The organism is Alkalibacterium psychrotolerans, assembly GCF_054784355.1.
On the sequence record NZ_BAAGPH010000015.1, the window covers coordinates 68,547 to 83,064 of the forward strand.

At 46.4% G+C, this 14,518-nt stretch carries 13 protein-coding genes; all 13 read left to right on the forward strand.

What is annotated here, in order from left to right:
• Positions 1-71 precede the first annotated feature (71 nt).
• The 13 genes from purC (at position 72) to ACYVLS_RS02625 (ending at position 14,282) form a co-directional block, all read left to right on the forward strand.
• On the forward strand, positions 72-791 hold the full coding sequence (gene purC, locus ACYVLS_RS02565) for a phosphoribosylaminoimidazolesuccinocarboxamide synthase (RefSeq protein WP_460320867.1): 720 nt from the start codon (positions 72-74) through the stop codon (positions 789-791).
• Between the two features lie 18 nt (positions 792-809).
• Entirely contained in the window at positions 810-1,070 is a 261-nt protein-coding gene (gene purS, locus ACYVLS_RS02570; protein ID WP_460320870.1) for a phosphoribosylformylglycinamidine synthase subunit PurS, read from the forward strand.
• Between the two features lie 2 nt (positions 1,071-1,072).
• Complete coding sequence (gene purQ / locus ACYVLS_RS02575; RefSeq protein WP_460320873.1) at positions 1,073-1,756, forward strand: phosphoribosylformylglycinamidine synthase subunit PurQ; 684 nt, start codon at positions 1,073-1,075, stop codon at positions 1,754-1,756.
• The gene (gene purL, locus ACYVLS_RS02580) at positions 1,753-3,984 is read left to right on the forward strand and encodes a phosphoribosylformylglycinamidine synthase subunit PurL (RefSeq protein WP_460320876.1); all 2,232 of its coding nucleotides are present in this window, start codon (positions 1,753-1,755) and stop codon (positions 3,982-3,984) included. Before purQ ends, purL begins: the two co-directional genes overlap by 4 nt.
• On the forward strand, positions 3,960-5,411 hold the full coding sequence (gene purF / locus ACYVLS_RS02585) for an amidophosphoribosyltransferase (RefSeq protein ID WP_460320879.1): 1,452 nt from the start codon (positions 3,960-3,962) through the stop codon (positions 5,409-5,411). Before purL ends, purF begins: the two co-directional genes overlap by 25 nt.
• Positions 5,412-5,453: 42 nt before the next feature.
• The gene (gene purM / locus ACYVLS_RS02590; protein WP_460320882.1) at positions 5,454-6,488 is read left to right on the forward strand and encodes a phosphoribosylformylglycinamidine cyclo-ligase; all 1,035 of its coding nucleotides are present in this window, start codon (positions 5,454-5,456) and stop codon (positions 6,486-6,488) included.
• A gap of 10 nt (positions 6,489-6,498) precedes the next feature.
• Positions 6,499-7,083 (forward strand): phosphoribosylglycinamide formyltransferase, encoded by a 585-nt coding sequence (gene purN, locus ACYVLS_RS02595; protein WP_460320900.1) that lies wholly within the window; start codon positions 6,499-6,501, stop codon positions 7,081-7,083.
• Positions 7,083-8,615: a bifunctional phosphoribosylaminoimidazolecarboxamide formyltransferase/IMP cyclohydrolase gene (gene purH / locus ACYVLS_RS02600; RefSeq protein ID WP_460320885.1), complete on the forward strand. Its 1,533-nt coding sequence runs from the start codon at positions 7,083-7,085 to the stop codon at positions 8,613-8,615. Before purN ends, purH begins: the two co-directional genes overlap by 1 nt.
• A gap of 359 nt (positions 8,616-8,974) precedes the next feature.
• Positions 8,975-10,261 carry a phosphoribosylamine--glycine ligase gene (gene purD / locus ACYVLS_RS02605; RefSeq protein WP_460320887.1) on the forward strand — a complete coding sequence of 429 codons (1,287 nt, stop codon included), beginning with the start codon at positions 8,975-8,977 and terminating at the stop codon, positions 10,259-10,261.
• Between the two features lie 29 nt (positions 10,262-10,290).
• Positions 10,291-10,779, forward strand: a complete 489-nt coding sequence (gene purE / locus ACYVLS_RS02610) for a 5-(carboxyamino)imidazole ribonucleotide mutase (protein ID WP_460320889.1) — start codon at positions 10,291-10,293, stop codon at positions 10,777-10,779.
• Entirely contained in the window at positions 10,772-11,899 is a 1,128-nt protein-coding gene (gene purK, locus ACYVLS_RS02615; RefSeq protein WP_460320892.1) for a 5-(carboxyamino)imidazole ribonucleotide synthase, read from the forward strand. The genes purE and purK overlap by 8 nt, the downstream gene beginning before the upstream one ends.
• 12 nt (positions 11,900-11,911) lie before the next feature.
• Positions 11,912-13,207 (forward strand): adenylosuccinate lyase, encoded by a 1,296-nt coding sequence (gene purB / locus ACYVLS_RS02620; RefSeq protein WP_460320894.1) that lies wholly within the window; start codon positions 11,912-11,914, stop codon positions 13,205-13,207.
• 82 nt (positions 13,208-13,289) lie between these two features.
• Positions 13,290-14,282, forward strand: coding sequence for a D-2-hydroxyacid dehydrogenase (locus ACYVLS_RS02625; protein ID WP_460320896.1), 993 nt, complete (start codon positions 13,290-13,292; stop codon positions 14,280-14,282).
• Positions 14,283-14,518 lie beyond the last annotated feature (236 nt).

Here is a 14,518-nt window from a genome sequence, read left to right on the forward strand (position 1 = left end):
ATAAGTGAACGATATATATAGTATATAAATTTAATGTTCGTTTTTAATGCGAAACAAGGAGGCGCCAACTAGTGGAAAAAGGTCAGTTACTATATGAGGGTAAAGCCAAAGCTTTATACACCATCGCCGGTCAGAATAGTCTGTGGGTAGAATACAAAGATCAGGCTACCGCAGGGAATGGCGTGAAAAAAGAGATGATTTCCGGAAAAGGGAAGTTAAATAACCTCATCACCAGTATTGTGTTTGAGTACCTGTCATCTGAAGGTATACCTAGCCATTTTATCGAGAAGGTATCCGAAACAGAGCAAATCATCGAAAAGGTGGATATGTTCAGTCTGGAAGTGGTCGTTAGAAACGTTGCGGCTGGAAGCTTTTCTAGACGTCTGGGTGTAAAAGAAGGAAGCGTGCTGCCTCAGCCGATTGTTGAGTATTATTTAAAAGAAGATCAGCTGAATGACCCCTTTATCAATGATGACCATATCACTGCGCTGGAACTGGCTACAGAAGAAGAAATAGTCGTCTTGAAGAAAAAAGCCCTGGAAATTAATGAGCTACTTAAGAAACTGTTTGACTCAGTCGGCATTACATTAATCGACTTCAAGCTGGAATTCGGTAAAGACAGCGACGGAACTATTCTGCTGGCAGATGAAATTTCACCGGACACTTGTCGCTTATGGGACAAAAACACGAACAATCGTCTGGACAAGGATGTCTTCAGACACAATACGGGAGACATTGTACCTGTCTACCAGGAAGTTTTAAACCGACTGACTCAATTAAATGTGAGATAAAAAGGAGACTGAATGTAAATGTATCATGTCAAAGTGTATGTAACCTATAAAGAATCGATTTTGGACCCACAAGGCGAAGCGGTCAGAGGTGCTGTGCACCGTATGGGATTTGAGGAGATAGATTCAATCCGTATGGGCAAGTATTTTGAAATTACTGTACAGGAGCGGGATGAGCGTTCAGTTGAAGATGTCATCGAGACCATTTGCGACAAGCTGCTGGCAAACGTGGTTATGGAAACTTACCGCTATGAAATTGAAAAAGTAAAGGAGACGGTGTAACCATGCGTTTTGCAGTGATTCAGTTTCCTGGTTCAAACTGTGATGTCGACTTGCTTCATGCGATTGTAGATGGCACCGGAGAAGAAGCTGAATATGTTCCGCATACAGCTGAGAGCCTGGAGGGCTTTGACGGCGTCCTCTTACCCGGTGGTTTCTCTTACGGGGACTATTTGAGAAGTGGCGCCATTTCACGTTTTTCGACGGTCATGGATGAGGTTAAACGTTTTGCAGAAGAAGGCAAACCAGTTTTCGGTACTTGCAATGGTTTTCAGATTTTGGTGGAGGCTGGCCTGCTCCCGGGTGCCCTTCAGCGTAATAAAGATCTGCACTTTATCTGTAAACAGACTGAACTTAAAGTCGTCAACAACCAAACGCGTTTTACTTCAGACTACGACGAAGACGAAGTGCTGACCATTCCTATCGCGCATGGCGAAGGCAATTACTACTGTGATGACGAAACACTGAAGGAACTTCAGGAAAACAACCAGATTGTCTTTACCTATGCATCCGAAAACCCTAATGGCTCTGTAGCGGATATTGCCGGTATCATCAATAAAAAAGGCAATGTGCTCGGAATGATGCCACACCCGGAAAGAGCCGTGGAAAACCTGCTTGGTTCAAGCGATGGTCTGCGTTTTTTCCAGTCAATGGTAAAGAATTTTGCAAAGGAGACTGCCGACTTATGAAAACCATTTTCGAACCGTCACCAGAACTGATTAAAAACGAGCGTATATATACCCAGTGGGGGCTGACGGATGAAGAGTACCGACAGATTTCAGAAGACATTTTAGGCCGTTTGCCCAATTACACAGAAACCGGACTGTTTTCGGTGATGTGGAGCGAACATTGCTCATATAAAAACTCCAAACCCGTCTTGAGAAAATTTCCGACAGACGGTCCTCACGTTCTGCAAGGGCCGGGTGAAGGTGCCGGCATTGTGGATATTGGAGACAATCAGGCAGTTGTATTTAAAGCAGAAAGCCATAACCACCCTTCTGCAGTAGAGCCCTATGAAGGCGCAGCTACGGGAGTGGGCGGGATTATCAGAGATATTTTCAGTATGGGAGCGCGACCGATAGCGATGCTTGACTCGCTGCGCTTCGGTGAACTCGATAATGAACGGACTAAATATTTACTGGAAGAAGTGGTTGCCGGAATTGGTGGCTACGGAAACTGTATCGGCATTCCGACCGTTGGTGGCGAAATCGGCTTTGACCCGGTTTATAGAGGCAACCCGCTCGTTAATGCAATGTGTGTCGGTCTGATTGACCATAAAGATATTCAAAAAGGGCAGGCAAAAGGTGTCGGAAACACGATTATGTATGTGGGCGCCAAAACGGGTCGCGACGGGATTCATGGGGCGACTTTTGCATCAGAAGAGTTTACAGATGAAGAAGAAGCGGAACGTTCGGCTGTTCAAGTCGGCGATCCTTTTATGGAAAAATTACTGATGGAAGCCTGTCTGGAATTGATACAGGACCACAGTGATATTCTAGTCGGCATACAGGATATGGGAGCGGCCGGACTAGTTTCTTCCAGCTCGGAAATGGCTTCTAAAGCAGGAAGCGGGCTGATTTTGAATCTGGATGATGTCCCCCAGCGTGAAACAGAGATGACACCTTATGAAATGATGCTCTCGGAATCCCAGGAGCGCATGTTGATTTGTGTGAAAAAGGGATCTGAAGAACGCATCAAGACCTTGTTTTCACGCTATGAACTGGATGCGGTAACGATTGGGGAGGTAACAGACGATGGCCAGTACCGACTGTACCATCACGGTCGACTGGTAGCGGACTTGCCTGTTGATGCTCTCGCAGAAGATGCGCCAGTTTACCATAAAAAATACACAGAACCCGAACGCATTCAACAATACAGAGACATGAAGACTTTTGAACCGAAAGTGGAGAATGCGGAAGATACACTGAAAGCACTTCTACAGCAGCCGACAATTGCCTCAAAAAAATCAATTTTTGAAACATATGATTCAATGGTGCGAACCAGTACAGTCGTGGGACCCGGAAGTGATGCGGCAGTGGTGCGCATCCGTGGAACCCGTAAGGCTCTGGCCATGACGACAGACTGCAATGCCCGTTACCTGTATTTGAATCCGGAAAGAGGCGGGCAATTGGCAGTGGCAGAAGCGGCTAGAAATATTGTTGCCAGCGGAGGCGAGCCTTTAGCCATTACGGACTGTCTGAATTACGGCAACCCGGACAAGCCGGAAGTATTCTGGGAACTGTGGACATCTGCAGACGGGATTTCAAAGGCCTGCCAGACACTAGGCACACCGGTCATTTCAGGAAATGTGTCTTTATACAATGAAACAAACGGCGAAGCAGTCTATCCAACACCGGTTATCGGGATGGTTGGACTGGTTAAAGATTTGAATCACGTGACAACTTCGGAATTCAAACAGGCAGGGGACGTTATTATTGCTGTTGGGGAAACAAAAGCGGACTTTAATGGAACGGAACTGCAGAAAATGCAATTGGGGAGAATCGAAGGCGAGCTGTTCGATTTTGATATAGAAAAAGAAAAAGCAGTGCAGGACAAGGTACTGAAAGCTATCCGAAGCGGCTGGGTACAAAGTGCTCATGACTGTTCTGAGGGCGGATTAGCTGTAGCGCTGATGGAAGCGGCCTTTACAAAAGAGTTGGGATTGTCTGTGAATCTTGATATGCCTAAAGAATGGTTGTTTGCCGAATCGCCGTCTCGCTTTGTGCTGAGTGTTAAAGCAAAAGACGTCGTGGCTGTTAAGGCCTTGTTCGGAAGTGATGCGTCAGTGATAGGAGAAGTGACCGACAGTGGTATAGCTTCTATTCAGACCAGTGATCAACTTCTTGAATGCAGTGTGAGAGAACTGAAAGAGCTTTGGGAAGGGGCGATTCCATGCTTGCTGAAGTCAAAAGTTTAAACGAAGAATGCGGCGTGTTTGGTGTGTGGGGACACCCCGATGCGGCCCAGTTGAATTTCTTTGGTCTACACAGCCTGCAGCACCGTGGTCAGGAAGGGGCAGGTATCGTCACCAACCATAAGGGGCGCCTGCGCGGTCACAGAGATCTGGGGCTTTTGTCTGAAGTGTTTAAAGACGAAAGGGACCTTCAAGGATTAAAAGGGGAAGCTGGCATCGGACACGTGAGATACAGCACATCTGGAAACAACAGTATCTTGAATATTCAGCCTTTCCTCTTCAAGTTTCATGACGAAGAAATTGCTCTGGCGCACAACGGCAATTTGATTAATGCCTTGAGCCTGCGTCAGGAACTGGAAAAAGACGGGGCTATTTTCCACTCCAATTCGGATACGGAAGTACTGATGCATCTGATTCGCAAAAGCAGACAGGAAACCTTGCTTGACCGCATTAAAGAAAGTCTCAATACAGTTAAAGGCGCCTTTGCTTATGTGATGCTGACGCCGGACGCCTTAATTGGCGCACTTGATCCGAACGGTTTTCGTCCATTATCAATTGGACAGATGGATAACGGTGCTTACGTGCTAGCCAGTGAAACGTGTGCCCTGGATGCCGTCGGGGCAGAATTTGTCCGTGCTGTTGAGCCGGGCGAACTGGTCATTATTGACGACTCCGGCTACACGATTGAAACCTATACGGACCATACAATGAAACAAATCTGTTCGATGGAATTTATTTACTTTGCCCGACCGGATTCCAATATTGCCGGTGTGAACGTGCATACGGCCCGTAAAAAGATGGGGAAACGCCTGGCAGAAGAAGCACCGGTTGACGCAGATATGGTCATCGGCGTACCGAATTCATCTTTATCGGCTGCTAGCGGCTATGCTGAACAAAGTGGGATTCCTTATGAAATGGGGCTCGTCAAAAATCAGTATGTGGCCCGGACCTTTATCCAGCCGACCCAGGAACTTCGTGAGCAGGGTGTGCGGATGAAACTGTCTGCCGTCAGAGGCGTCGTGGAAGGAAAAAAAGTCATCATGGTGGATGATTCCATCGTACGCGGAACGACCAGCAGACGCATTGTTCAGCTTTTAAAAGAAGCAGGAGCGGCAGAAGTGCACGTGCGTATTTCATCACCGCCACTCAAATACCCGTGTTTTTATGGCATTGATATACAGAATCAGAAAGAACTGATTGCCGCCGATTATTCTGTAGATGAGATTCGAGAAAAAATCGGTGCGGACAGTCTGGCTTTCTTAAGTGTTGAAGGAACGGTCGACTCCATCGGTCTGACTTTTGATGCCCCTCATAATGGTCTGTGCATGTCTTATTTTACCGGTGTTTATCCAACGCCTTTATATGACTACGAAACAGATTACCGAGCGACTTTGAACAAAATCAAAGAAAGCAATCCGTTAATGGTATAAGTTGAATGATTTAGAGAACAAACAATACAGAGGAGCGATGAAATGGGAAATGCCTACAGTGGCGCAGGTGTAAATGTCGAAGCAGGTTATGAAACCGTAGAGCGCATCAAAAAACATGCGAAACGAACCGAACGTCTTGGAGTCATGGGGGCTTTAGGTGGATTCGGGGGAGCGTTTGACCTGTCCAGTCTGAACGTTAAAGAACCTGTTCTGGTTTCCGGAACAGATGGCGTGGGAACGAAGCTCTTGTTAGCCATTGGTCAGGACAAGCATGATACAATCGGCATCGATTGTGTAGCGATGTGTGTGAATGATATTTTAGCACAAGGGGCAGAACCTCTGTATTTTCTGGATTACATCGCAGCGGGTAAAACAATTCCCGAAAAAATGGAACAGATTGTTGCGGGAATTTCCGAAGGCTGCGTTCAGGCAGGTGCCGCATTAATTGGCGGGGAAACCGCTGAGATGCCGGATATGTATGGCGATAATGACTATGATCTTGCGGGCTTCTGTGTGGGTATCGTCGAAAAAAGTCAGCTGCTGACACCTGAGCGTGTTCAGGTTGGGGATGTGCTGATTGGACTAGCTTCCAGCGGCATTCATTCTAATGGGTATTCACTGGTCAGAAAGATCTGTTTTGAACAGAACGATTTCAAATATAACGATACATTTGAAGAACTGGACGGCAAAAGACTGGGAGATGTGCTTTTGGAACCGACAAAAATTTATGTTCAGACGGTCATGCCTCTTTTGAAAAAAGGCTGGGTAACTGGCTTGTCTCACATTACCGGTGGCGGCTTTATTGAGAATCTCCCGCGTATGCTGCCTAAAGGCTTGTGTGCAGACGTCCAAGTTGAGTCTTTTGAAAAACCGGCTATTTTCGATTTTCTTGAAAAACACGGTCAGCTGAACCGAGAAGAAATGTACGGCATTTTCAATATGGGCATCGGCATGGTCCTGGCTGTTCCAGCTGAAAAGGAAGCAGCTGTCATGGCCAGTCTTTCTGAGGCAGGCGAATCTGCCTTCGTGATTGGACAAGTAACTAAAAATAACGAGGAGGCCATTCGCCTTGACTAAGTATCAACCCATCAGACTCGCTGTCTTTGCTTCAGGCAATGGATCAAACTTTGAAGCAATCATTGAATCCATTCAAAAGGGTGAGGTAGACGGGGAGGTCGTTTTACTTGTCTGTGACCAGCCGAATGCGGTTGTCCTGACCCGTGCAGAAAAATGGGGTGTGCCATCGATTGCCTTTACACCGAAAGCATTTGAATCCAAAGCGGCGTATGAAAGCGAAGTGCTGGATCACCTGAAAGCTGCAAAAGTAGACTTGATTGTTCTGGCCGGTTACATGCGCATCGTTGGAAAAACCTTACTCCAATCCTATCCTGAAAGAATAATCAATATTCACCCGTCCCTTCTACCCAATTATCCTGGCAGAGAGGGGATCATTGATGCCTTTATGGACAAGGTAGAACAGACAGGGGTAACGGTTCATTTGGTGGATGAGGGTGTGGATACCGGCCCTATTCTAGCTCAAAAAACAGTTGCGATAGAAGAGGGTGATACGATAGACTCACTGGAGAGGAAAATTCATGCGCTTGAACATGAACTGTTTCCGAAAGTCATCCAGAAGATGATTAAAAAGCTGCAGAAGGAGTATGTTAAATAATGAAACGCGCACTCATCAGTGTATCAGATAAAACAAACATAGTAGACTTTGCAAAAAGATTAGACAGACAGAACATAGAGATTATATCGACCGGAGGGACCAAAAAAGTCCTGGATGAAGCCGGTCTAAAGACAATTGCCATTGAAGAGGTGACAGGCTTTCCTGAAATGATGGACGGCCGCGTCAAGACCCTGCACCCGCTTATTCACGGGGGACTTTTAGGGAGACGAGACCTGACGAGTCATATCGATGCCATGAAAGCACATAACATTCAGCCGATTGATCTGGTCTGCGTGAATCTGTATCCCTTCAAGGAGACTATTTCTAAAGACGGCACTACTTCGGAAGAAGCCATCGAGCAGATTGATATTGGTGGACCGAGCATGCTGCGCAGTGCGGCCAAGAACTTTGCGTCCGTGACTGTAGTGGTTGATGCAGCTGACTACTCTCTTGTGCTTGACGAACTTGAGTCAAATGGCGAAACAACTCCAGAAACAAGACAGCGCCTGGCGGCTAAGGTATTCCGACACACAGCCAGCTATGATGCACTGATAGCAGACTACTTAACTGCTTTAACAGAAGAAGCAGAACCAAAAACTCATACGCCGACTTATACATTAAAGCAGCCTCTCCGTTACGGAGAAAACAGTCATCAGACTGCTCTGTTTTATGAAGAACCGGTAGCCTCGAGCTTTTCCGTCGCCAAGGCTGAACAACTGCATGGAAAGGCCTTGTCATACAATAATATTAAAGATGCGGATGCGGCGATACGCATTGTCCGGGAATTTGATGAACCGGCTGCAGTGGCCCTTAAGCATATGAACCCATGCGGTATTGGTATTGGTCAGACGATTGAAGAAGCCTTTGAGCGTGCTTATGAAGCAGATTCCGTGTCCATTTTTGGCGGCATCGTTGTTGTGAACGAGGACGTTTCTATAGAGCTGGCAGAGAAGCTCAGTCAGATTTTTCTGGAAATTGTCATTGCACCGGGCTTTTCTGAAGAAGCACTGGCTGTGTTGACTAAAAAGAAAAATATCCGTCTGCTTCAGCTGGACTTTTCTGAAGCGAAACAAGGCGGAAAGGAAGCAGTCTCCGTTCTTGGGGGACTGTTGGTACAGGATCAGGATTGGCTTGAAGAAGACCCATCCGATTGGTCAGTAGTGACGGAAAAAGCTCCGACTGAAGCACAGCTGAAAGCTATGGCATTAAACTGGAAAGCCGTCAAGCACGTGAAAAGCAATGCGATTGTAGTTGGAAACGACAAGCAGACACTGGGCATTGGAGCCGGTCAGATGAACCGTGTCGGTGCAGTGAAAATTGCTGTTGAACAGGCCGGAGAAAAAGCCAAAGGCGCCGTACTGGCAAGCGATGCCTTTTTCCCGATGGATGATAGCGTTGAGTATGCTGCAAAACATGGTATCTCAGCCATTGTTCAACCAGGCGGCAGCATCAAAGATCAGGCATCCATCGATAAAGCGAATGAACTGGGCATAGCGATGGTCTTCACCGCTGTCCGTCACTTCAGACATTAAGATGAAAAGAGAGGCGAGCCTCTCTTTCATTTAGTTTAGGGCGTGTTTCGAGCGCTGAACTTCACAGAATTTCTAATAGGTTAAGTTCAGTGAACAATTAAGCTGTTAAACTCAACGAGTGGCTGTGCTGATGAAGTTCAGCTCAAAATTATTTGCCTGAACTTAACAAAAAGTCACTTTGGTGAAGTTCAGCCTAGGAGTTCATCACTGAATTCAACAAAAGTTTACTGTTACAGCTTCAAGCATTCGCTAATAGTCAAAAATGACAGTCAAGAACAGAATCGGTTCAATCTGGCCTTGCCAGATTGGCCTACATAGACAATATAGACAAAAAAGAAGTCATCAAAGGGGAGAATACAGTGAAAGTACTAGTCATCGGGGGAGGCGGCCGTGAACATGCGGTCGCGAAGAAACTGTTGTCAGGCAAGTCAGTCGAGGCGGTTTACTGTGCATCGGGAAATCCAGGCATGAAGCGAGACGGAATTAATGTCGTTGCTATACCGCAGGATAATCACGATGCACTGATTGATCTGGTAAAAAAAGAAGGCATTGCCTGGACGTTTGTCGGCCCCGAAGTGCCTCTTTTTAACGGAATAGTCGATGACTTTCAGGCAGAAGGGTTGGCTATTTTTGGTCCCACTCAGGCAGCTACGCAAATTGAAGCGTCAAAAGAGTTTGCTAAAGAACTGATGATGGACAATCATATTCCGACAGCCGCATATCAGTCCTTTGATGATTATAAAAAGGCTTGCCGGTTTGTTGAAAATGGTCCCATTCCGATTGTCATTAAAGCGGATGGACTGGCAGCGGGCAAAGGTGTTGTGGTGGCAGAAACAAAAACAGAGGCACTGAACGCGCTGGAAGATATGATGTGTGACGAGAAATTTGGGAGTGAAAATACCCGAGTTGTGATTGAAGAACACCTGACGGGAGAAGAATTTTCTCTGATGGCTTTTGTCTCAGGTGAGAAAGTCTATCCGATGGTCATTTCTCAAGATCACAAGCGACTGCTTGAAGGGGACAAAGGCCCCAATACAGGTGGGATGGGCGCTTATGCACCGGTCACGCACATTCCCCATTCCATAGTCGATGAAGCGGTAGAACGTATTTTAAAACCGGCCGCAAAAGGCATGGTAAAAAATAAGACGCCTTTTACCGGTGTTTTATATGCAGGGATTATGGCAACACAAGACGGTCCTAAAACAATTGAATTCAATGCCCGTTTCGGCGATCCGGAAACGCAGGTTCTGATGAATCGTCTGGAATCCGATTTGGGTGAAGCGATTCAGGCCATTTTGGATAACAAGGAACCCGATTTGAAGTGGAAAACAGAAGGCGTCAGCCTGGGCGTGGTTGTTGCAGCAGAAGGCTATCCTGAAAGCTACAAAAAAGAGATCCCGTTACAGCTGCCTGAAGAGAATGAAAGCCTGCAGCTTTACTTTGCAGGTGTCTCAGAAAAGGCAGGTCAATTAGTTTCGAATGGGGGCCGAATTTATTTGGTCGAAGCGTCTGCATCTACAATAGAAGCAGCTCAGTCGCTGATTTATTCGACGCTCGATTCAGTCACTCGTCCCGGCTGCATATACAGAAGAGATATCGGTCACCGGGCAGCCAGCTCTACAACGGTTAACACGAAAGCAATTTAACTCAGCATATTATTTAGGAGGCGTTACATTTGGCAATTGAAGTAGGCGTTGTAATGGGAAGCACATCCGACTGGGAAACGATGAAACACGCGTGTGACATCTTGGATGAACTGTCCATTCCGTATGAAAAGAAAGTAGTCTCGGCGCACCGCACACCTGATTTGATGTTTGCGTATGCGGCTGAAGCGCGAGAACGTGGAATCAAAGTCATTATTGCGGGAGCAGGAGGAGCAGCGCATCTGCCGGGTATGCTGGCAGCTAAAACGACTTTGCCAGTCATTGGTGTACCTGTCCAGTCAAAGGCACTCAATGGTCTGGATTCGCTCCTTTCAATTGTACAAATGCCGGGCGGCGTACCTGTCGCAACCGTTGCGATTGGAAAAGCGGGCGCAACCAATGCCGGCCTGCTGGCTGCTCAAATACTTGGAGCCACCCAGCCGGCTGTTGCCGAGCGAATCGAAGCGCGCAGAGAAGCCCTTAAACAAAAAGTAATGGAAAGTAGTGACGACCTTGTCTAATCTGATTAAACCGGGAAGTACGATTGGGATTATTGGAGGAGGTCAGCTAGGTAGAATGCTGGCCTTTTCGGCTAAAGAAAAGGGCTACCGCATTGCCGTTCTGGATCCGACAAAGGACTGCCCAACAGCTCAGGTTGCTGACCGTCACGTTCAGGCAGCTTTTGATGACGCAGATGCCTTGAAAGAACTGGCGGACATGAGCGATGTCTTGACCTATGAATTTGAAAACGTTGATGCTGAAGCAATCAAGCAAGTACTGAAGCGGGTGGCCATAACGATTCCACAAGGAACAGACTTGCTGTTAAACACGCAGAACCGCTTAAGCGAAAAAGATTTTCTGAAAAAAGCAGGGATTCCTATCGCTTCCTATGCTAAAATAAACAGCGAAGACGATTTGAAACAAGCCGTCGAGACCATCGGCTACCCGTGTGTTTTGAAAACTATTCAGGGAGGCTATGACGGGAAAGGTCAGGTTGTTTTAAAAGCAGCCTCGGATTTGCCGGAAGGAAACACTTTGCTTGAAAACGGCATGTGTGTACTGGAAGAATGGGTTTCTTTTGAAAAAGAGCTGTCCATTATGGTGGCACGCAATGCATCGGGAAATAGTGTCACCCTGCCGGTGTCTGAAAATATCCATCAGAACAATATTCTGATGACAAGCATTGTGCCTGCCCGTGCGTCAGATGAGACGTTGAAAAAAGCCCAAGCAATCGCAGAGACTATTGCTGAAAAAATGGACTTGGTCGGCGTAATGGGTGTGGAACTTTTCCTCACTGAAACGGGTGAACTCTACGTTAATGAACTGGCACCGCGTCCCCATAACTCAGGGCACTACTCGATAGAAGCCTGCTCACACTCGCAGTTTGATCTGCACATCAAGGCAGTCTGCGGCTATCCATTGCCGGAAGTAGATCTCTTGAAACCAGCAGTGATGGTCAACATTTTAGGCGAACACCTGGAAGAGGCTTTAAAGCTGAACGAAATAAAACCTTACTGGCATGTACATGATTACGGAAAAAAAGAGGCTAAAACCGGCCGCAAAATGGGTCACGTGACTATTTTGACGGATAATAGAGAAGAGACGCTTAAAGCAATTGAGGAAACGAAAATTTGGAAATAGGAGACTGTGACTATGATTGAACGCTATACCCGACCTGAAATGAAGGAACTTTGGTCAGAAGAGAACCGCTACAAATCCTGGCTGGAAGTCGAAATTCTGGCTGATGAAGCATGGGCTGAACTCGGAGAAATTCCTAAAGAGGACGTACAGAAAATTCGAGAAAAGGCCTCGTTTGACATTGCCCGTATTCTGGAAATTGAAAAGCAGACAAAGCATGATGTGGTGGCGTTCACCCGTGCAGTTTCCGAGTCACTTGGTGACGAGAAAAAATGGGTTCACTACGGTTTAACCAGTACCGATGTTGTGGATACGGCTTACGGCTACCAGCTGAAACAGGTGAATGATGTCTTGAGAAAGGACTTGCAGCAGCTGCTTGACGTGATTGGGGAAAAAGCGAAAGAACATAAATATACGGTGACAATGGGACGGACTCACGGGGTGCATGCTGAACCGACAACCTTTGGCCTGAAGTTGGCTTTATGGTATTCAGAAATGAAACGCCACATTGAACGCTTCGAACATGCAGCAAAAGGCGTGGAAGCCGGCAAGATAAGTGGTGCAGTCGGGACCTTTGCCAATATCCCGACTTTTGTCGAAAAGTATGTCTGTGAAAAACTGGGCACGCGTCCACAGGAAATTTCAACTCAAGTTCTTCCACGCGATCTGCATGCGGAATACTTAAGTTCGATTGCGTTGATTGCGACCAGTGTGGAAAAGTTTGCGACCGAAATAAGAGGCCTGCAGAAATCAGAAACCCGGGAAGTCGAAGAAGGCTTTGCCAAAGGTCAGAAAGGCTCATCTGCCATGCCCCATAAGCGTAATCCGATTGGTTCAGAAAACATGGCCGGTCTGGCTCGTGTCATTCGTGGGCATATGGTGACGGCTTATGAAAATGTCAGTCTGTGGCATGAACGTGACATCTCACATTCTTCTGCCGAACGGATTATCCTGCCGGACAGCACGACTCTACTGAACTATATGCTGAACCGTTTTTCCAACATTGTCCGTAACCTGACGGTATTTCCGGAAAACATGAAGCGGAACATGGATGCCACACTTGGTCTGATATACTCTCAGCGCGTATTGTTGAAACTGATTGATAAAGGCCTGAGCCGTGAAGAAGCTTACGATTTGGTCCAGCCAAAAACGGCTGTTGCCTGGGATGAACAGACGGCTTTCCGCCCCTTGCTTGAAGAGGACGAGAAAATCATGTCCATTCTTTCTAAAGACGATATCGAAGAAGCCTTTGACTATAATTACCACCTGAGAAATGTCGATGAAATTTTTGAACGCGTTGGCTTAGCTTAAGTAGCGTGGTACCCTATAGAAACAGAGAAATCTGTGCCTATAGGGTTTTCTGTTAGCCAGTTTGTTTGAGGAAGGATGAGGATTGTTGAAAATAATTATGTTCAGTGTACGGGAAGACGAAAAAGAGGCCGTAAAGGAATGGGAAAAACGGAGTAACATTAGTGTCACCACAGTGAGTGAAGATCTATCCAGTGAAAATATTAATTTGGTAAAAGGATTTGATGGACTGTCCATCCAGCAAGTCACCGACCTTCATGATGAAGAAATTTACCAGAAGCTGGCTGACTTTAACATTAGACAGATTTCCCTTCGGACGGCTGGCTATGACATCATCGATACGGAGATGGCAAAAACATACAAGCTGACGATTACGAATGTGCCGGCTTACTCTCCGCGTTCAGTTGCTGAACTGGTTCTGGCGCAGACAATGCGTCTGATTCGTCATTTTCCAAGCCTGGAGTCACATCTGGCTCAGGGAGACTTCCGCTGGCGCGGACTGGTTGCCAAGGAAATTCACACCCTGACCATCGGGATTATTGGTGCAGGAAAAATTGGCAGCACGGCTGCTCGTTTATTTCACGCCCTGGGAGCTGAGGTCATTGCTTACGATCCGGTTCGAAGAGAAGAGCTAGAAGCTGTACTGACTTACAAAGAGTCTCAAAAAGACGTGCTGGAAGCTTCAGATGTCGTTAGTCTGCATGTTCCGTTAGACCTATCCACTATAAATTTGATTGATGAAGAAGCGCTAAATCAGATGAAGCCAAAAGCTTACCTCATCAATGCAGCCAGGGGACCGGTCGTTGACACAGAGGCCTTAATCAAAGCGCTGGAAAGAGGGAAGCTCGCTGGAGCGGCTCTGGACACCCTGACCAATGAACAAGGCGTCTTTAACCAGGATTTGAGAAAGAAGGAACTGCCTGACAATCTGAAACAGCTGATGGCTATGGATAATGTCCTGATTACGCCTCACATCGGCTTTTACACAACGGAAGCCGTCCGCAACATGGTAGACATTGGTTTGGATAATACAGTAGCTGTTTTGAAAAACGGGAAAAGTAAAAATGAAGTCCATTGAAGAACAATACTCTTATAAATTCGGATTTAATGTTAGAGAAGTAACGTTAGTTGAACTCAATTGATACTAGAATTAAAGAGCTATATTTAAATCCTATGAATATTGATAGAACCTGAACAATTCATACTTTTCGTTGAAACATGTGCCAACTGCCTAACGGCAGCTTAAATTTACTTTTTCATTTTCACCTGTTAAGTGATGAAAAAAGAACCCCATTCTGATATGGTAAAGGTGTC